The organism is Ruegeria sp. N4, assembly GCF_056531425.1.
On the sequence record NZ_JBQFLT010000012.1, the window covers coordinates 68,889 to 87,415 of the forward strand.

The window sequence follows — 18,527 nt, forward strand, 5'->3', positions numbered from 1 at the left end:
GGTCGTATTTTTCATATAGTGGAAAATATTTTTATTTTTTGGTCGTTGAGGCGATCTTGGTCTCACTCAGTCACGTTGAGAGTATCCGCCGCTTTTCAGCCATCACCTCGCGCCGCTGTTGTTCGATGCCCAGCCGGAACGAGTCTTCCACGAAATCGATATGATCGAACGCCGCCTGTTCAGCGCGCTGCTCGTCCCCATCTATGACGGACTGACCGAGTTCCAGATGTTGGTCGAGCAGCTTCTTGCCCGAACCATCAATCGATTTCAAAAAGCTGCGGTTGTAGAAAACGCCCTGTTTGGTCAACTCGTAGATCGAGGCCATCATATGGATCAACGTGGCGTTCTGGCTGGCATCGACAATTGCGGCATGCAGCGCAAAATCTGCCTCGCGCGATGCCTTTGCGTCATTCTCCTGCCAGGCACGTTCGTTTTCGGCCAGAATCTCGGCAATACGTTCCTTATCGGCCTTGGTCGCACGACGCGCGGCGAGACGGGCGGCAAAGCCTTCCTGCTCGCGCCGGTATTCCAGATAGTCGAAAAACGCAGGCTCGTGCCGTTCGTAAAGGGCCAAAAGGGCTGGCAGCATCGCTTGGCCGGTCAAAGCGGCAACAAAGGTGCCTTCGCCGTGTTGCGTGGTCACAAGGCCGCGTTCTTCCAGAACCGACAATGCCTCGCGCAGTTTCGGGCGTGACACGCGCAGCATCTCGGCCAGATCGCGTTCCGACGGCAGTTTGCGCCCCTGTTTCAGGATGCCCGAAGCAATCAGATCCTCGATCTGCGCAACCACTGCGTCAGCCAGCGATTCGTGTCCGACTGGTTCGAAAATCGCTTTGGTGGACATGGGTGTCGCCTCGCTTTGGGTGTAAAGAACGGGTCTATTGGTAAATAAATATAACCATCTGTTGGAAAAACTCAAGAAAACACGCTGTGCCTGATTTTTGGGCACAATTCATTCATTTAAATGCGATTTTCGGCGTGGCGGACGCTGAGGGAGCGCCCGTCGTCGATCAAATTAAATTGGGAAAGCTCCTGTAATTGCCTTGATGATCTTACCCACTGGTAAACAAAATTGTTGACTGGTTTGTAATGGTAAAGTTAGTTTACCACCGGAGAGGCGCTGGAAGAGCCTGCGCCGCTGATCGAGGCACTTGCCCGACCTACCCTGGAGGAGATTTCATGAAGAAGACCCTGACGAGCCTGGCCGTTGCTGCCAGCGTTCTGGCCGCACCAGCGATTGCCGCTGACAAGCTGTTGCTGAAAACCCCGATTGCCTTCTCGACCGAATTGCCGGGCCTGGGCTCGCCGATTCCGCGCGTGGCCGAGCAGTTGGACCTGATGTCGGGCGGTACGCTGAAAATGAAGGTGTATGAGCCGGGCAAGCTGGTTCCGCCGTTCGAAATTCTGGACGCTGTGTCCACCGGCAAGATCAACTCGGGCTACACCACTGCCGGGTATTGGGCCGGTAAAATCCCCGCCGCGCCGCTGTTCTCGGCCGTGCCTTTTGGCCCCGAAGCGGGCGAATACATGGCGTGGCTGTATTACGGCAACGGCATGAGCCTGTATCAGGAGATGTACGATCAGGCCGGCTACAACGTCCACGTCATCCCTTGCGCGGTTATTGCCCCCGAAACCTCGGGCTGGTTCGCGACCGAGATCAACTCGCCCGAAGACCTGAACGGCCTGAAAATGCGCTTCTTCGGTCTGGGTGGTAAAGTCATGCAGAAACTGGGCGTCGCAACCTCGCTGCTGCCGGGTGGTGAGATTTTCCCCGCGCTGGAAAAAGGCGCCATCGACGCGACCGAGTTCTCGATGCCCGCGATTGATGCGCGTCTGGGTTTCCACAAGCTGGTCAAGTTCAACTATTTCCCTGGCTGGCACCAGCAGGCGACCGTGTTTGAGCTGATGATCAACAAGGATGTCTGGAACGAGACCAGCGATCAGCACAAGGCGATCATCGAAAACGCCTGCAAGGCATCGATGGCCGACAGCTTTGCCGAGGGTGAAGCGATCCAGCACGCAGCGCTGATCGACAATGTCGAAAACAACGGTGTCACCATCAAGCAATGGTCGCCCGAGATGCTGGATACCTTCCGCGCGACCTGGGAAGAGGTTGCTGCTGAGGAAGCCGCAAACGACGCCTTCTTTGCCAAAGTCCTGGCCGATATGAACGAATTCCGTGACGGCTATGACCTGTGGAAGACCAACGCCTTCCTCCCGCGTCAGTAACCTTCCTGACTGACGCAACCGGGGCGGCGGCAACCGTCGCTCCGGTTCTTTGTTTCTGAATTTCGGACTTTCTAACCTTTCACCGCCCGCGCGCCGGGCTGCTGAGCGAGGAATGACCATGGCCACGCAAAAGAACCTCAACGATCCGGTCGAAGCCTATGAAGGCATCCTGGAACATCCCGAGACTGACCGCCAGAAAATCGCCGTCGCCATCGACAGCAGCGTCAAGGCCGTAGGTCACGTGGTCATGTGGGCGAACGTCCTGCTGATGGCGGCGATCTTTTCTCAGGTCTCGCTGCGCTATCTGTTCAGCCAGAACTATCCCAAGCTGGATGAGATCCAGTGGCACTTTTACGGCATCGTCACGATGATCGGCATTTCCTATGCCCTGATCACCGACAGTCATGTGCGTGTGGACGTCCTGCATATGCAGCTGTCTCGCCGTGCGCAGCGGATCATCGAAGTGATCGGCATCCTGACCCTGCTGACCCCGTTCATCTATCTGATGATCGATCAGGGGTACGACTATTTCTACGAAAGCTTCCGCGTCAATGAACGGTCTGACAGCCCCACCGGTCTGCCTGCTCGTTGGGCGTTCAAGGCGGTCATTCCGATCAGTTTCATCCTGCTGGCTTTGGCGGCGCTGGCGCGGTTGATCCACGATGGGCACGCGTTGCTATACGGACCGGTCTCGGAACGCGAAGGCGCGCCGCTGCGCCGTATCCTGCTGGTGCTGGCTGTCTTTGCCGCCGTTTGTGTGGGCCTGACCTTCCTTGTTGAGACGACCGAGGAAAAACTGGTCATCGCGATGTTCCTGACCTTCATCGCGCTGCTGTTTACCGGCTACCCGGTGGCTTGGGTTCTGGCCGGTGTCGGTGTGGCCTACTGTGGTCTGGCCTACCTGTTCGACAATGATCTGATGCTGTGGACGGGCCTTGAAAGCACATTTACGGGGCTCGATTACCTGACCCTCGGCGCGGTGGTGAACCGGGTTTATGCGACCATGTCCAACGCGGTTCTCGTGGCCTTGCCGATGTTTATCTTCATGGGCCTGATGCTGGACGAATCCGGTGTGGCCGAGCGTCTGATGTCCTCGATGCAGCGCCTGTTCGGGACGGTGCGCGGGGGGCTGGCGATCACCGTGACCCTGATCGGGATCATTCTGGCTGCCTCGACCGGCATCATTGGTGCGTCGGTTGTTCTGCTGGGTGTGCTGTCGCTGCCTTCGATGATGCAGCAGAAATACCAGCCGACACTAGCGGCGGGTGTGGTTTCAGCCTCGGGCACGCTGGGCATTCTGATCCCGCCGTCGATCATGCTGGTGATCATGGCCGACCAGATGGCCCTGTCTGTCGGAGACCTGTTCATGGCCGCCGTCTTTCCGGGCGTGATCATCGGTGGTCTGTACCTGACCTATATCTTCATCCTCGCGCTGGTGAAACCCGACGCAGCCCCGGTGCCCGAGGGCGCAAAGGCCCCCGACTGGGCCGCCGTCAAGGACGTGCTGATCGCGGTCATCCCGACGCTGATGCTGATCCTCGCGGTTCTGGGGTCGATCTTTGCTGGTCTGACCACTCCAACCGAGGCCTCAGGTATCGGTGCGTTGGGTGCGACGCTGCTGGCGCTTGGCTATCGCAAGCTGACCTTCGCGAAACTGTGGAACGTGCTGGTCTCGACCTTCAACACCACCGCCTATATCTTCGCGATCTTCCTTGGCGCGACCGTTTTCTCCTACGTCCTGCGGGAACTGGGTGGGGACGAGCTGATCGAACACGTCGTCCAATCAACCGGGTTCGGTGCCAACGGCACGATCCTATTCATCCTGTTCATCGTCTTCCTCCTGGGCTTTGTGCTGGACTGGATCGAGATCACGCTGATCGTGCTGCCCCTGATGCGCCCCATCGTGAACGGGTTGGGCATCGACATTCCCGGTTTTGGCGTTCTGGATGAACCGGCGCTGGTGTGGTTTGTCATCCTTGTCGCGGTGACGCTGCAAACCAGCTTCCTGACACCGCCGGTTGGATTCGCCCTGTTCTATCTGAAAGGCGTCTGCCCGCCCGAGATCAAGCTGACCCACATCTACAAAGGCATCATCCCCTTTGTCCTGTTGCAGCTGACCGGTCTGGCGCTGGTCTTCCTGTGGCCCACATTGGCCACCTGGCTGCCCTCGGTCGCCTATTAAGGAGCCTCAACAATGCGCCTGACCCAATGTCATAACTTCCACGATTTCCGGCGGTTGGCCAAACAGCGGCTGCCGGGACCGATCTTCAACTACATCGACGGTGGCGCGGATGATGAGGTGACGTATCGCGAAAATACCAACGCGTTCGACCGTTGCGACCTGTTGCCCTCGGTCCTGCGCGGCGTGAAGGACGTGGATATGTCGGTGACGGTGATGGGGCAAAAGCTGGATATGCCGGTCTATTGCTCACCCACCGCCCTGCAGCGCCTGTTCCACCATCAGGGGGAACGCGCGGTGGCGGCGGCGGCTGAGAAATACGGGACGATGTTCGGGGTCTCGTCACTGGGGACGGTGTCGCTGGAAGAACTGCGCCAGAAACACAAGAACCCACAGGTCTATCAGTTTTACTTCCACAAGGATCGCGGGTTGAACTCGGCCATGATGCAGCGCGCTAAAGAGGCTGGTGTCGAGGTGATGATGCTGACCGTTGACAGCATCACCGGCGGCAACCGCGAACGCGACCTGCGCACCGGGTTCTCGATCCCGTTCCGCCTGACGCTGGGCGGCATGATCCAGTTCGCAATCAAGCCGATGTGGGGGATCAACTATGTCACGCATGAGAAATTTCGCCTGCCGCAGCTAGAGGAGCATGTGGATATGGGCGGTGGGGCCAGCTCCATCGGTGGGTATTTCACCGACATGCTGGATCCGTCGATGAACTGGGATGACGTGGCGCAGATGGTGCGCGACTGGGACGGTCAGTTCTGCCTCAAGGGCGTCATGACCGTCGAGGACGCCAAACGCGCGGCTGAGATCGGCTGCACCGGCATCATCCTGTCGAACCACGGCGGGCGGCAACTGGACGGATCGCGCACGCCGTTCGATCAACTGTCCGAGATTGTCGATGCGGTGGGTGACAAGCTGGACGTGATGATGGACAGTGGCATCCAACGTGGCACGCATGTGCTGAAGGCACTGTCGATAGGGGCCAAAGCTGTGGGCGTCGGACGGCACTATCTGTACCCGCTGGCCGCTGCAGGGCAGGCGGGGGTCGAACGCTCCCTTGGCTTGATGCGGGCCGAGATTGAACGCGACATGAAACTGATGGGCGTCACCAGCATCGATCAACTGAGCCGCGAGAACATCCGTTTTCGCAACGTATAGAACGGGCCGGAGGCTGCCATGACCAATGACGCGCTGATCAAACATTTCCGTTCCATCGTCGGATCGCGCCATGTCCTGACAGGCGAACGCGCGACCGAACGGTTCCGGCGCGGCTTCCGCTCGGGCGAGGGGGAGGCGCTGTGCGTCATTCAACCCGGTTCTTTGTTGGAACAGTGGAAGGTGCTGCAAGCCTGCGTTGCCGCCGACAAGATCGTCATTATGCAGGCGGCCAATACCGGACTGACCGAGGGGTCGACCCCTTCGGGCAGTTATGATCGCGATGTGGTGCTGATCAACACGCGGCGGATGGATGCTCTGGTGCCCCTGAATGATGGCGCGCAGATCGTCAGCTTTCCGGGCGCCACCCTGTTTGCATTGGAGAAACTGCTGGCCCCGCTTGGGCGCGAGCCGCATTCGGTGATCGGATCATCCTGTATCGGCGCGTCGATTGTGGGTGGCGTCTGCAACAACTCGGGCGGTTCGCTGGTTGAACGCGGGCCGGTTTATACGGAACTGTCCGTCTATGCCCGGATCACCGAACAGGGCGAGTTGGAACTGGTCAACCATCTGGGCATCGATCTGGGCGAAACGCCCGAGGAAATCCTTGCCAATCTCGATGCAGGACAGTTCGAGCGCAATCCGGGGGCGACGAACAAGCGCGCCTCGGCCAGCGACTATGCGCAGATCGTACGGGACGTGGATGCCGAAACACCTGCGCGGTTCAACGCGGACAAGGCCAAACTGTTCGAATCCGCCGGATCCGCCGGAAAATTGGCGGTGTTTGCCGTGCGTCTTGATACCTTCCCCAAGAACAAGGCCGAACAGGTCTTCTATATCGGAACCAACGACCCCGAGGATCTGGCAGACTTGCGTCGACATATCCTGTCCGAGTTCCAGTCTCTGCCGGTATCCGCCGAATACATGCAGCGTGAGGTATTCGACATCACCGCGAAATACGGCAAGGACACGGTGGTGATGATCGACAAGCTGGGCACAGATCGGCTGCCATTCTTCTTTGCCATAAAGGGGGCCGTGGATGCCCGTTTGCGCCGCGTTCCGTTCCTCAGCAGTTTTACCGACAGGTTCATGCAAATGGCGGTGTCTTTGTGGCCCCGCGTACTGCCTAAACGAATGACGCAGTTCCGGGACAAGTACGAACACCACCTGATCCTGAAGATGAAAGAGGGTGGCATCGCCGAGGCCGCCAGTTGGTTGCCGGAATTTCTGAAAGACCGTGATGCGGATTTCTTCGAATGCGACGCGCGCGAGGCCAAGATTGCCGGTCTGCACCGGTTTGCCGCCGCGGGTGCCGCCGTGCGCTATATGGCCATCCATGCCAATGAGGTTGAAGACATCATCGCGCTGGATGTCGCCCTGCGCCGCAACGATAGGGAATGGTTGGAAAAACTGCCCCCCGAGATCGAGGATCAACTGGTCCACAAACTCTATTACGGCCACTTCATGTGCCACGTGATGCATCAGGATTACGTGGTCCGGAAGGGGGCAGATCCCAAGGCGCTCAAGGCTGCGATGCTGAAGCTGTTCGATCAGCGCGGGGCGGAATACCCGGCAGAACACAATGTTGGCCACCTGTATAAGGCCAAGCCCGATCTGGCGGCACATTACACATGCTGCGATCCGACCAACTCGTTCAATCCGGGTATCGGGAAAATGTCGAAGGCAAAACACTATCAGGATCAACGCGGTGTGAACTCTGCCGCACAATAGGACTAAGGCTCGCAGAAGTCGCGGAACGAGCGTGAACAGCATCCTGTTCGCCAGTTCGGTCTGATTGAAACTGCGGGACCGTCGCAGGTATCCAAAGCAGCCTTTTTCATTTTTTTTGTTTCTCTACGGGAAACCCCCAATTTCGCCGCGAAAAGGGATTCGTTAGAACGAACCCAACCACAAGTCGCGCGCGACCAAACAGTTTTTCCCCGATGAGGGGCTGGTCACTACCCCCTCGGCCGGCCCCTCAATAATCTTTGGGCGTGGGTTTACTGTGCCTCTTCCAGCATCCGGGATACCAACGCCGGCAATTCTGTTGCGCTGTCATAGGCAACGGTGTGCGGAATGTCCGCGACCGGCGATTTTCGGTAGCCTTGTGTAAACAGCAAAAACGGAATCCCCGCCCGGTCCGAGGTTTCTGCATCCACTTCGCTGTCCCCGACAAACAGGCGTGGCCCTGGGGCGCTGAGCGCGTCGAAGCTGGCGAACAGGTGGTTGGGGTCCGGTTTTCGAGTGTTCAGGCTGTCGCCGCCAAGGACCGCATCGAAGAAATGCGACAAGTTCAGCGCATCCAGCACGTGACGGGCCGGGACCTCAGGCTTGTTGGTACAGACGCCAAGGGTGCATCCCATGCGTTTGAGGTCGCCCAACGCCTCGGGAATTCCATCATAGGGCACGGTCGTTTTGCTGGCCCCGGCATTGTAATGGGCCAGCATCACGTTGGTCAGTTCGCCGTGACGGTCCATCGGCAGGTTGCGGTGCAGGATCACGCGCTCGACCAGCTTGGGCAGGCCGTTGCCGACGAATCGACCGATGACCTCTGGGGGCAGGGGCGGCAGGCCGACGTCGTCCAGCGTCCGGTTCGCTGCTGCCACGATATCGCCGAGGCTGTCGACCAAAGTTCCATCGAGGTCAAAAACAACCGCTGCCATCACTGAATACCTGCCTAATTGCTGAATTTGTCAAAGACTTATCGCGGCTTGGCGCTGGTCGCAAACCGGCAAATGCTCGCAAGTGCAAACAGGGCACTTGACATACCTTACTAAAATAATCAGATTAAGCGCAGGAACAGAGAGCCAGCCCTTTCTCGGGTCAGCCAGAGTAAAAAACCGCGAACAAACAAGGCCGTTTGCCTGAAAACTTCTGGAGTTGACCGATGAACGCGCAGACCCCGACCCCTACTCAATCCTATGCTGTGTCCATGCTGCCTTCGCACAAAGCCGAAGAGCTGACAAAGGGTGGCAACCTGGCCCATATCGAGCTGGGCGATCAAATGTATACCCTGCGCATCACTCGCGCGGGCAAATTGATTCTCACCAAATGAGCGCGCCGACGTCGCGGGGTGGGGCATCCGTTGGCCGGTTGTCCGACCTCGACCCGATCGAAGCAGGTGCTGTTATGTATCTGCGGCTTTGGGGCGATGGCCCCAAGGGCCGTGCCGATGCCGCAAGTGATTTCGACATTGCGCTGGGCGCGGATCAGGGCCGGGCGGCGATGCTGACGCTGGATCGACTGTGCTCGCTGTGTGCCCATCACGGTCGCCGACCGCTGGTGCGGCATGGGTTGGGATGCGGATGCCTGGGCGCGGATGAAAACTGTTTCGCGCAGATGATTGGCGCGGCAGCCGAAGGCGCGCGCGAGGATGCGATGATGATGGCATCCTTGATCGTGCGCCCGGATTTTGCTCCGGCTCTGGCATCACTGTCCGAGGAACTGGGCCTGACCCTGCGGCGCATGATGACGGCCATTCCGGTGCAGACCACCGGCCACCAGACCCCCTCGACCGTGTTGCATTAAGCGACGCGGTAAACCCCGGCTTAACGGCCGGGGTTACTTTGTCAACAGCAGCCACATGCCGCGTGATGGTGGTCGTGATCGCAAACCTGCGCCGGGGTGAAATCACCGACCTCTGACAACACATCCCTCAGCGCGAACAGAATCATATCCACATCCTCGGCCTCGATGGTCAGCGGCGGGCGGATTTTCAGGATATTGTCCTTTGGCCCCTCACTGCCAATCAGGATGCGATGGTCACGCATCCGGTTCTTGACGTATTTGCAGATTTCAGTGCCTTCTGAGCCGTCAGGGTTGATCAACTCCACCCCCAGAAACAGCCCCATCCCCCTTACGTCGCCGACACATCCGAAATCAGTCTCAATCTGACGCAACCCGTCGATCAGCCGCGCACCCATCAGGCGCGCATTCTCCTGCAGACCTTCGCCATCGACGATATCCAGCACCTCTTTGCCGATCCGGCACGACAGGGTCGAGCCGCCAAAGGTCGAGAAAAACTCGATCCCGTTGTCAAAGCTTTGGGCGATCTCTTTGGTGGTGACCACAACGCCCAGAGGGTGGCCGTTGCCGATGGGCTTGCCCAGCACAACGATGTCCGGCAGCGCGCCCTGATGCTCAAAACCGAAATAGTAGTCACCCAAACGACCCAGCCCGGTTTGCACCTCATCCGCGATGCAAACCCCCCCGGCGGTGCGAATTTTCTCATAAACAGCAGGCAGATAGCCCTTGGGTGGAATGATCTGCCCCCCGACCGAGGGGAAGGTTTCCGCGATAAACCCGGCAAGCCCATGGCCTTTGCCTTGCAACGCGGCAATCGCCGGATCGACGAAATCGGCGAACTTCTGGGCGCGGTCCGGATCGTCGCGCCGGAACGATCCGCGATAATCATCCGCGACCTCGACCAGTTCAACCCAATCCGCCTGACCAACCCCGCCGGGTTTGTTGAACTTATAGGCCGAGATTGCCACCGCCGCGTTGGTATTGCCGTGATAGCCATGGTCCGGCGTCACGATCCCCTTGGCCTCGGTATGGGCGCGGGCCAGCCGCAGGGCCAGTTCGTTGGCCTCGGTGCCGGAATTGACGAAGAAACAGACCTCAAGGTGATCGGGCAGTTTCGACAAGATCTTATCGGAAAACGCCGTCTGTGCCGGGTGCAGATACCGCGTGTTCGAGTTCATGCGCTTCAACTGATCCGCCGCAACGGCCTGAATGCGAGGATGCGCATGGCCCACATGGGGGACATTGTTATACGCGTCCAGATAGGGGCGGCCCCATTCGTCGAACAGATGGTGCTTCCATCCGCGCACCAGCATGACCGGATCATCATAGGTCAACGACAGGTTACCGCCGAAATGGTCGTGACGGCCTTGCAGAATGGTCTGCTTGTCGGTGGGTTGATAGAGCACCTTGTCATCCGGCAAGTTCAACAACGCGGCGGGGTTCGGGCAGACCGCGTGCCACAGGAACATCTCGTCCGGGTCGCCCACGCCGGGCCAGTCGGCCTCCATCCCAACCGTTGTCAGCGCCAATTGGAAATGCACATGCGGGGCCCAGCCGCCATTCTGGCGGGCATCGCCAAGCTGTGCGAAGGCCGCGCCCTGCGCCACGGGATCGCCCGGTTTCAGCCGATCACAGACCTCGGGGTCCAGATGGCCGTAGAGGGTGTAGAACGGATCGCCTTGGGGCGTTTCATGGCGCAGGATCACCACGCCGCCATAATCCAGATGGCTGTCCCGGTTTTCGACCACTTCGACCCGCCCACTGACAGGCGCGTGCAATGCGGTCCCTGCCGGGGCAAAGACATCCACCGCCAGATGCACTGTCCGCCGGTCGGACGCCTTCCACGGGCCTTTGCGAAACCCCGGTTCCGCATAAATCAGCCGCGGTTCGTTGTAATATCCCAGCCAGAGCCCGTCTCCGAACTCTTCCCCGACCCGCGCGGCTTCTTCTAAAGGCATGTGGAACGGGTTTTGCGGCCAGGTCGAGTTTTCCACCGACAGCGAGCCCATGGGAACCTCGCCAAGGTCTTGTCCGAACATCAGGGCAAAGTGACCGCGATGTGCCGCCAGATAAGCGTGAACACGCTCGGCCCCGTCGGTGACCGGCAGGTGACATGCGGCGCGCAGACGCGCTGGCATCAAGCCGCCATTGACCGCAGCGTTTTCCAGAAACCGCCACGCCGGAGCCTGTGAAATCGTCACATAGGGATCAACCGGGTTCTCCGCCGCCATCAGGGTCGAGTTCACCACGGACACAGCCAACCGCATCCGCAGAAGTGGCCAGATCAGATCAAGCTCCTGCGGGCTCAGGCGGTTCGCGGCGTGATAGCCGCGTACCAGTGCTGTCAGCGCACGTTCGGGTTTCGGGTGATCCAGCACGATATAGGCACCGGCAATGGCCAGGTCGCACACGCGGGGCGCAGCGCACATATCACCCAGATCGATCAAGCCCGTGACGGTTTGGCCCTGACCCAGCGCGCCCTCGATCAGAACATTGTAATCGTTGGCGTCGTTGTGAATGGCCTGTCTCGGCAGGCTCGTAAGCTTGTCCGAAATGGCGTCGAACCCGGCGACGATTTCGGCCAGTAATCTGCGCCGGTCTTCATCCTGAATGACACCCAGTTGATCCGCAATCCAACCGGCCTGCGTCAGATCCCACTTGAACCCTGCCCGATCCAACCCGTCATGCGCGAAGCCTTCCAACGCCCGATCCGTCGCGCCAAGAACACGCCCCAACCTCAGGATCAATTCCTCGCTTTTGGGCGCGGCTTGCGCGTAACACTCGCCTGGCAAGCACTCAAGCAGCCAGACCAAACGGGATGCACCGGTTTCGTCCTGAATCTCCGGCAAAACGTCGCCATTCAAATCCGCAAAGACCTTTGGGAAGGGCAGGCCCGGGGCCGTCGCGGCAATATGCTCCAACGCCTTGATCTGCAGATCCACCAAACCGCGCGCGCAGCCGGGGCGCATGACCTTGAGAATGTAATCCTGCCCGTTTTTCGCCTGCACCAGAAAGTTCAGATCATACTCACCATCCAGCCGCGTCAAACGCGCCTCAAGCCCCCAGTGCAGCCGCAGCGCGCTTGCCCAGAACACAGTCATATCGCTCATACCCTGTTCGTCCGACACCAGGATCCCCTTCATCTGGCTGAAAATATCTTCGGGGGGAGGCGCGCCTTCAGGCGCGGCGGGGGGCAGACAGCCCCCCTGACCTCAGTCCAGCGCGCGCAAACGCTTGAACAGCGAGGACGTGTCCCACCGACCGCCACCCAGCTTTTGCACATCCTTGTAGAACTGGTCGACCAAAGCCGTCACCGGCAAGGAGGCCCCGGTTTCATTCGCCGTCTCCAGACAGATCCCCAGATCCTTGCGCATCCAGTCCACCGCAAATCCATGATCGAAATGATCGTCCAGCATGGTTTCATAGCGGTTCGCCATCTGCCAGCTGCCGGCAGCACCCTGGCTGATCACCTCAACGACCGAGCGCCCATCCAGCCCGGCCTTTTCGGCAAAATGCAACGCTTCGCTCAGGCCTTGAACCAGACCGGCAATGGCAATCTGGTTGCACATCTTTGTCATCTGCCCCGCGCCGCTGTCACCGATCCTGCGGCAGATCTTGGAATAGACCTGCATGATCGGCTCTGCCGCGTCGTAAGCCACCTGATCGCCGCCGCACATGATCGACAATGCGCCATTTTCGGCACCCGCCTGACCGCCCGAGATCGGGGCGTCCACAAAGGCAATTCCCTTGCTTTGCGCCGCGGCATACAGCTCGCGTGTGACTTTGGCGGACACGGTGGTGTGATCAACGAATGTTGCCCCTTCGGCCATGCCGTGAAAGGCGCCGTCCTCGCCGGTGCAGACCATACGCAAATCGTCGTCATTGCCGACGCAGGCCATCACGAAATCTGCGCCCTGAGCAGCCTCTTGCGGGGTGATCGCCATCGCGCCGCCATGTTGGGCAACCCAGGCTTCGGCCTTTGCGGCCGTCCGATTGAAAACGGTCACCTCATGACCCGCCGCCTGCAAATGCCCGGCCATTGGATAGCCCATGACGCCCAAACCCAGAAACGCAACTTTTGCCACTTGGTGATCCTCTCTGCTGACCGGCCCCGTATCATTCAGCGGGCCGGAGTGTTGGTCAGAGACAAAGCAAAGCTGCGCCCAAAGGGCAACCCCGCGTCACGCCTTGCCGCCCAGATCCTGAAGGATTGGGCAGTCGGGGCGATCATCCCCTGCACAGGCGTCGATCAGGTGACTCAGCGTATCACGCATGGCCTTCAGGTCCGCGATCTTGGCATCGATCTGCGCCAGATGATCGCGGGCCACCCGTTTGACATCCGCACTGGCCCGCGTTTCGTCTTCGTACAGCGCCAGCAGAGTGCGGCAATCTTCGATGGTGAACCCCAAAGCGCGGGCGCGGCCCAGAAAGGTCAGCTTGTGCAGGTCCTGAGGGCGGAAGACCCGGTATCCATTGTCGTCGCGCAGGGGTTTGATCAGAGCAATCTCTTCGTAGTAGCGGATGGTTTTGGCGGGCAGGCCGGTTTGTGCAGCGACATCTCCGATATTCATGCGCGGGCCTCCTTGGATGTCGCCTTTGCCTTATCAGGCAGATCCGCGCGCACCCGCCGCAGGCGCAGCGCGTTCGAGACGACAAAAACACTGGACAAGGCCATCGCCCCTGCGGCCAAGGCCGGGGACAGCAAGTGACCCCCAAACGGATAGAGAACCCCCGCCGCGACCGGGATCAGAAGGATGTTATATCCAAAGGCCCAGCCCAGATTCTGCCGAATGTTACGCATTGTGCGGCGGCTTATTTCAACCGCATTTGCCACGCCGCGCAAATCGCCGGACATCAATACGACATCCGCGGTCTGGATCGCTACGTCGGTGCCGGTCCCGATGGCGACACCTATATCTGCCGCAGCAAGGGCAGGGGCATCGTTGATGCCGTCGCCCACAAAGGCCAGGGTGCCAAACCTGTTCCGCAAGGATTGGATTGCATCCCGTTTTCCGTCCGGCAGGACTTCTGCCGTGACGTGGTCGATGCCCAACCGGTTTGCCAGGGCCTGTGCCGTGCGGGCGTTGTCGCCGGTCACCATAGCCAGCGTCACACCTGTCTCGCGCAACCGCGCCAGCGCCTCGGGCGTGCCGGGTTTGATTGGGTCGGACACATACAGCGCTGCCGCCAGCCGCCCATCAATCGCCACAAAAAGCGGCGTTGCGCCTTCGGCGGCGCGGGCGTCGGACTCGGCTTGCAGCTCGCCAAGGTCAAGGCCCTGTCGCTGCATCAGCGTTTGAGACCCGATCAGAACGCGCCGACCTTCGACCACGCCCTGCACCCCGAGGCCCGTCAGGGATTGAACCTCGGACGCATCGGGCAAATCTGCGGGACCGGCGCGCGTGATTGCCGATGCGATCGGATGCTCTGAACGTGCTTCCAACGCCGCAGCCAAACGAAGCACCTCGGTCGGATCGAATCCGGTTGTCGGTGTAATGTTGTCGAATTCGGGACGGCCCAGTGTCAACGTACCGGTCTTGTCCAGTGCGATCACCTTTGCCTGTTGCAATTGCTGCAACGCATCGCCCTTGCGGATCAGCACGCCCAGCTCGGCTGCACGGCCGGTGCCGACCATGATCGAGGTCGGTGTTGCCAGACCCATGGCGCACGGGCAGGCGATGATCAACACCGAGACGCCGGCCACCAGCGCCAGCGGCAAAGAGGGCGCAGGCCCGAATAGCAACCACGCGAGGATGGTCAGAACAGCGACAGTGATGACCGCCGGAACAAAGCGATAGGTGATCCGGTCCACCAGCCCCTGGATTGGCAGTTTGGCCCCCTGCGCCTGTTCCACCAATCGAATGACCTGCGCCAGGACTGTATCGGCCCCGACACGCGTGGCCTGCACCCGCAGAGCACCGGTTCCGTTTACGGTGCCCCCAACAACCGGATCGCCGGGTGATTTGCCGACCGGAACGGGTTCGCCTGTGATCATGCTTTCATCCACAAACGTAGAGCCCTCCAACACCTGCCCATCGACCGCGATGCGTTCACCGGGTCGAATTTGCAGGATGTCGCCCACAGTGATGTCGGCAATGGGGCGGTCGACAGCAGCGCCGCCCTGTTCAACTCGCGCGGTTTTGGGTTGCAGCCCGATCAGCTTGCGAATGGCTGCGCCGGTTTTACCTTTGGCGCGCGCTTCCATCCAGCGGCCCAGAAGGATCAGAACCACGATGACAGCGGCGGCTTCGAAATACACATTTGCTGTGCCTTGCGGCAGCACGCCGGGCGCAAAGGTCGCGGTCACCGAATAGAGGTAGGCGGCACCGGTTCCCAACGCGACCAGCGCGTTCATATCCGGCGTTCCGCGCAGCAGGGACGGGATGCCTTTTCGATAAAACACCCGCCCGGGACCGATCAGCAAAACCGTTGTCAGCGCGAATTGAACCAATTGACTGGTTTGCGCGCCAATGGTGCCGTGCACCCAGTGGTGGAAGGCGGGGATCATGTGGCCGCCCATCTCAAGAATGAACACCGGTGCCGCAAGCAGCGCGGCCAGCAACGTGGTCTGCTTCAGCTTTTGCGCCTCATCATCCTGCGTCGCGGGGGCAGTGCCATTCTGCCCCTCAATCCGGGCCGGATAACCAAGATCGGCCGCGACCCGAGCCAGTGTCGCGGGCGTGGTGGCATCCTCAAGATAAGTCACCCGAGCCGCCCCGGTCGCCAGATTGACATCCGCAGTCAAAACACCTGCGGTCGCGGCAAGCGCGCGTTCGATTTTTGCCACGCAAGAGGCGCAGTTCATCCCGTTGAGCGCAAGGACAATCTGTTCGATAGCCGCAGGATAACCGGCATCGTCCAGCGCTGCGGTCAGCGCCGTAACCGGACCCGTGGTTACGACCTGCGCAGTGTGAGTTGCAAAGTTGACCGAGGCGGACTCGACGCCTGTAACACCGTTCAACGCAGCTTCGGCCCGCGCAACGCAGGAGGCGCAGTTCAGTCCGGTGATCTTGATCTGTATTGGTTCAGGCTGTGCCATGCGACTCGTCTCGGAATTATGTTTGCCCTCCATATGAGGATTCCAGTGACGGGAAGGTCAATGGGCGCGCCATGGATTTTTGCGGAAATCAGGCGTCAATGCAGTTGGGGCATTCGGAAGGGCGTCTGACGAGGTGCACCGTCAGTTTTGCAGCAAACGGTCCAGCAACAATGTCTGTTCACCCGTCGCAGGCTGTGTCCGGACCGCATTCGGGGAGGCAAAAAAACCATAGAGGACAACAAGCAAGGCGCACCCGAAACCTGCAAGCGCGATCAGCGCGATATTCATTGTTGAACGTAGCATGGTAGTCCGTCCTCCGTCAGCGAAGGTGATTTGAAGGGTCTCTGTGACCTAATCCGATTGGGCCAGTGCTTGTTTCAGCCGTTCATTTTCAGCCTGCAACTGCGCCAGTTGCTGTCCCAAAGCGTTCAGATGCGGGCGCAGTTCAGCCTCGGTATAGCGGGGCGTGATGTGGCTGGGGCAATTCCAGTCCAGCGCCTCGACCCGGATGATCACGGCGCGTTCGGCGCGTGTGGTGGCCCCGTCGGGATACAGGCTGGTTGTGGCCGCCTCGCCTTCGGTAAACTCCACACGCCCCAGAATCTTGAGACGGCGCTGATTGGCGTAATCCATCAGGATCATCGCAATTCGATCGTTCCCGTCCAGATTCCCGCGCGAGATATACTGTTTGTTGCCGGAAAAATCGGCATAGCCGATGGTCTGTGTCCCCAGCACCTTCAAGAACCCGACAGGGCCGCCGCGATACTGAACATAAGGCCATCCAGTCTCGGACACGGTGGCCTGATAGAACCCGTCCCGCGCTGTGATAAACGCTTTTTCCGCATCGCCGATCAGGTGGCCTTGCTGTGGGCCACCTTCGATAAACTTGGCATAGGTTTTTGCCGATCCCATCCGTTCCTGATGGGCGCGAACGGCTGGGGTGAAGGTCAGTTCGGAAAAGGCGCGCGGCATGGTTTGTCCTTTCACAGACCCAAGTCTGACAGCCCCGGATGGTCTTCCGGGCGTTCGCCCTGCGGCCAGTGAAACAGGCGGTCATCCTCGGTGATCGGCAAATCGTTTAACGAGGCGTGACGATGCGACATGCGCCCGTCCTCGGCAAATTCCCAATTCTCATTGCCATAAGACCGGAACCACTGACCGCTGTCATCGTGCCATTCATAGGCATAGCGCACCGCAATGCGATTGTCGGAAAAGGCCCAAAGCTCTTTTATCAGGCGATAGTCCAGTTCCTTGCGCCACTTGCGGGTCAGGAAGGCGTGGATGTCGGCGTGGCCGGACAGAAATTCGGCCCGGTTCCGCCATTGGCTGTGTTCGGTATAGGCCGGGGTCACGACATCTGCATCACGGGAATTCCAGGCGTTTTCTGCCATACGAACCTTTTGCGTGGCGGTTTCGACGGTGAAGGGCGGCAGCGGTGGTCGGGACATTTTCGGGTGCTCTTTCAGACGAGTGCAGCGGCGATCATCGCCAGGGTCAACAGGACCGGCAGATATTGTGGTGGAACAAGGTTGGCGTGTCGTTTCATCGGTCAAATCCTTGGGTGAACTGATCGGTAAGAATACCTCTAAGGTGTACCGATCTGTCAATAAACTCAAGTATTATTTTGCGACTTGATGTAATTCCTTAAGAAACGGGGCGAAAAGCTATGTATTTCAACGGGGTAGGCAAGGTGGATTGAACCGCGCGGCCAAGTTTAATATGTACAGGTCAGTACATGCAGGAGCGGGATCATGCGCCCAAACAAACGAGATGAGCTTGTTCGCAAGGCGATGCAGGTGTTCTATCGCGACGGGTTTCACGCGACTGGCATGGACAAGCTGGTGGTGGAAACGGGCGTGTCGAAAACCTCGATGTACAAGCATTTCCGCACCAAGGAAGAATTGATCCTGGCCGTCCTGCGCCTACGGGACGAAAGCTTTCGCGAGTGGGTTCTGGGACGTATGTCAGACAAGGCCAACACGCCGGCAGGGCAAATCCTGGCCAGTTTCGACGCCCTCAAGGAATGGTTCGAACAGGACGAATTTCGCGGCTGCATGTTCATTAAGGCGGGCGCCGAGTATCAGGAGGCCGATCATCCGATCCATGTTCAGGCCGCCAGGCACAAACAGGTGATGCTGGATCATTTCACCGGTCTGGCAGAAAAGGCCGGTACGGCCGAACCGGAAACGCTGGCGCGGCAGATTGTCTTGTTACAGGAAGGTGCGATCGTGTCCGCCGTTCTGTTGAAAAGCGGCGACCCTGCCGAAGACGCCAAAGAGGCTGCCGCATTACTGCTGAAAACCGCCCTGGCCTAACCCTCCGGGAAAGAACGTTGCGTTGTTCAGGGGCCCAACGCCACGTCACATGGATTGGCGGGAAGCGCTGGGCTAG

16 protein-coding genes are annotated in these 18,527 nt (G+C 59.5%); 7 read left to right on the forward strand and 9 right to left on the reverse strand.

The window, feature by feature from the left end:
* Positions 1 to 70: 70 nt before the first annotated feature.
* A complete protein-coding gene (locus ACR0LW_RS16970; protein ID WP_170452553.1) occupies positions 71 to 844 on the reverse strand; it encodes a FadR/GntR family transcriptional regulator in 774 nt (257 codons plus the stop codon).
* A 335-nt stretch (positions 845 to 1,179) separates the two neighbouring features.
* On the opposite strand from ACR0LW_RS16970, the gene ACR0LW_RS16975 reads away from it, so the two are divergent.
* From ACR0LW_RS16975 to dld, 4 genes are all read left to right on the forward strand, one after another.
* Positions 1,180 to 2,229 (forward strand): TRAP transporter substrate-binding protein, encoded by a 1,050-nt coding sequence (locus ACR0LW_RS16975; RefSeq protein WP_170521774.1) that lies wholly within the window; start codon positions 1,180 to 1,182, stop codon positions 2,227 to 2,229.
* Between the two features lie 118 nt (positions 2,230 to 2,347).
* Entirely contained in the window at positions 2,348 to 4,411 is a 2,064-nt protein-coding gene (locus ACR0LW_RS16980; RefSeq protein ID WP_480883468.1) for a TRAP transporter large permease subunit, read from the forward strand.
* A gap of 12 nt (positions 4,412 to 4,423) precedes the next feature.
* Positions 4,424 to 5,575, forward strand: coding sequence for an alpha-hydroxy acid oxidase (locus ACR0LW_RS16985; protein WP_480883470.1), 1,152 nt, complete (start codon positions 4,424 to 4,426; stop codon positions 5,573 to 5,575).
* 18 nt (positions 5,576 to 5,593) lie between these two features.
* A complete protein-coding gene (dld, locus tag ACR0LW_RS16990) occupies positions 5,594 to 7,303 on the forward strand; it encodes a D-lactate dehydrogenase (protein ID WP_480883472.1) in 1,710 nt (569 codons plus the stop codon).
* Positions 7,304 to 7,572: 269 nt separating this feature from the next.
* On the opposite strand, the gene gph is transcribed toward dld, so the two are convergent.
* On the reverse strand, positions 7,573 to 8,235 hold the full coding sequence (gene gph / locus ACR0LW_RS16995) for a phosphoglycolate phosphatase (protein WP_480883474.1): 663 nt from the start codon (positions 8,233 to 8,235) through the stop codon (positions 7,573 to 7,575).
* Positions 8,236 to 8,459: 224 nt separating this feature from the next.
* On the opposite strand from gph, the gene hemP reads away from it, so the two are divergent.
* Positions 8,460 to 8,627, forward strand: coding sequence for a hemin uptake protein HemP (gene hemP, locus ACR0LW_RS17000; RefSeq protein ID WP_170736394.1), 168 nt, complete (start codon positions 8,460 to 8,462; stop codon positions 8,625 to 8,627).
* Entirely contained in the window at positions 8,624 to 9,100 is a 477-nt protein-coding gene (locus tag ACR0LW_RS17005; protein WP_170521784.1) for a hypothetical protein, read from the forward strand. Before hemP ends, ACR0LW_RS17005 begins: the two co-directional genes overlap by 4 nt.
* 41 nt (positions 9,101 to 9,141) lie before the next feature.
* On the opposite strand, the gene ACR0LW_RS17010 is transcribed toward ACR0LW_RS17005, so the two are convergent.
* The 7 genes from ACR0LW_RS17010 to ACR0LW_RS17040 all read right to left on the reverse strand — a co-directional run bounded on the left by ACR0LW_RS17010 (position 9,142) and on the right by ACR0LW_RS17040 (position 17,584).
* On the reverse strand, positions 9,142 to 12,240 hold the full coding sequence (locus tag ACR0LW_RS17010; protein WP_480883476.1) for an aminotransferase class III-fold pyridoxal phosphate-dependent enzyme: 3,099 nt from the start codon (positions 12,238 to 12,240) through the stop codon (positions 9,142 to 9,144).
* A gap of 69 nt (positions 12,241 to 12,309) precedes the next feature.
* Positions 12,310 to 13,182, reverse strand: a complete 873-nt coding sequence (locus ACR0LW_RS17015) for an NAD(P)-dependent oxidoreductase (RefSeq protein WP_480883478.1) — start codon at positions 13,180 to 13,182, stop codon at positions 12,310 to 12,312.
* 96 nt (positions 13,183 to 13,278) lie between these two features.
* Positions 13,279 to 13,668 (reverse strand): Cu(I)-responsive transcriptional regulator, encoded by a 390-nt coding sequence (gene cueR, locus ACR0LW_RS17020; protein WP_170452536.1) that lies wholly within the window; start codon positions 13,666 to 13,668, stop codon positions 13,279 to 13,281.
* Positions 13,665 to 16,136 (reverse strand): heavy metal translocating P-type ATPase, encoded by a 2,472-nt coding sequence (locus tag ACR0LW_RS17025; protein ID WP_480883480.1) that lies wholly within the window; start codon positions 16,134 to 16,136, stop codon positions 13,665 to 13,667. Before ACR0LW_RS17025 ends, cueR begins: the two co-directional genes overlap by 4 nt.
* 141 nt (positions 16,137 to 16,277) lie before the next feature.
* A complete protein-coding gene (locus ACR0LW_RS17030; RefSeq protein ID WP_480883482.1) occupies positions 16,278 to 16,424 on the reverse strand; it encodes a hypothetical protein in 147 nt (48 codons plus the stop codon).
* A gap of 63 nt (positions 16,425 to 16,487) precedes the next feature.
* The gene (locus ACR0LW_RS17035; protein WP_480883484.1) at positions 16,488 to 17,108 is read right to left on the reverse strand and encodes a pyridoxamine 5'-phosphate oxidase family protein; all 621 of its coding nucleotides are present in this window, start codon (positions 17,106 to 17,108) and stop codon (positions 16,488 to 16,490) included.
* 11 nt (positions 17,109 to 17,119) lie between these two features.
* Entirely contained in the window at positions 17,120 to 17,584 is a 465-nt protein-coding gene (locus ACR0LW_RS17040) for a nuclear transport factor 2 family protein (protein WP_170452529.1), read from the reverse strand.
* Positions 17,585 to 17,887: 303 nt separating this feature from the next.
* Here ACR0LW_RS17040 and ACR0LW_RS17045 point away from each other — a divergent pair, with 303 nt between their 5' ends.
* Positions 17,888 to 18,451, forward strand: coding sequence for a TetR/AcrR family transcriptional regulator (locus ACR0LW_RS17045; RefSeq protein WP_480883486.1), 564 nt, complete (start codon positions 17,888 to 17,890; stop codon positions 18,449 to 18,451).
* Positions 18,452 to 18,527 lie beyond the last annotated feature (76 nt).

What these genes read in the sequence shown, in the direction of transcription:
- hemP (WP_170736394.1), top strand. Translation starts at nt 8,460, where the DNA reads ATGAACGCGCAGACCCCGACCCCTACTCAATCCTATGCTGTGTCCATG.
- ACR0LW_RS17010 (WP_480883476.1), bottom strand. Translation starts at nt 12,240, where the DNA reads ATGAAGGGGATCCTGGTGTCGGACGAACAGGGTATGAGCGATATGACT.
- ACR0LW_RS16970 (WP_170452553.1), bottom strand. Translation starts at nt 844, where the DNA reads ATGTCCACCAAAGCGATTTTCGAACCAGTCGGACACGAATCGCTGGCT.
- ACR0LW_RS17005 (WP_170521784.1), top strand. Translation starts at nt 8,624, where the DNA reads ATGAGCGCGCCGACGTCGCGGGGTGGGGCATCCGTTGGCCGGTTGTCC.
- ACR0LW_RS17040 (WP_170452529.1), bottom strand. Translation starts at nt 17,584, where the DNA reads ATGTCCCGACCACCGCTGCCGCCCTTCACCGTCGAAACCGCCACGCAA.
- ACR0LW_RS17025 (WP_480883480.1), bottom strand. Translation starts at nt 16,136, where the DNA reads ATGGCACAGCCTGAACCAATACAGATCAAGATCACCGGACTGAACTGC.
- dld (WP_480883472.1), top strand. Translation starts at nt 5,594, where the DNA reads ATGACCAATGACGCGCTGATCAAACATTTCCGTTCCATCGTCGGATCG.
- ACR0LW_RS17045 (WP_480883486.1), top strand. Translation starts at nt 17,888, where the DNA reads ATGCGCCCAAACAAACGAGATGAGCTTGTTCGCAAGGCGATGCAGGTG.
- cueR (WP_170452536.1), bottom strand. Translation starts at nt 13,668, where the DNA reads ATGAATATCGGAGATGTCGCTGCACAAACCGGCCTGCCCGCCAAAACC.
- ACR0LW_RS16980 (WP_480883468.1), top strand. Translation starts at nt 2,348, where the DNA reads ATGGCCACGCAAAAGAACCTCAACGATCCGGTCGAAGCCTATGAAGGC.
- ACR0LW_RS16985 (WP_480883470.1), top strand. Translation starts at nt 4,424, where the DNA reads ATGCGCCTGACCCAATGTCATAACTTCCACGATTTCCGGCGGTTGGCC.
- ACR0LW_RS17035 (WP_480883484.1), bottom strand. Translation starts at nt 17,108, where the DNA reads ATGCCGCGCGCCTTTTCCGAACTGACCTTCACCCCAGCCGTTCGCGCC.
- ACR0LW_RS17030 (WP_480883482.1), bottom strand. Translation starts at nt 16,424, where the DNA reads ATGAATATCGCGCTGATCGCGCTTGCAGGTTTCGGGTGCGCCTTGCTT.
- gph (WP_480883474.1), bottom strand. Translation starts at nt 8,235, where the DNA reads ATGGCAGCGGTTGTTTTTGACCTCGATGGAACTTTGGTCGACAGCCTC.
- ACR0LW_RS16975 (WP_170521774.1), top strand. Translation starts at nt 1,180, where the DNA reads ATGAAGAAGACCCTGACGAGCCTGGCCGTTGCTGCCAGCGTTCTGGCC.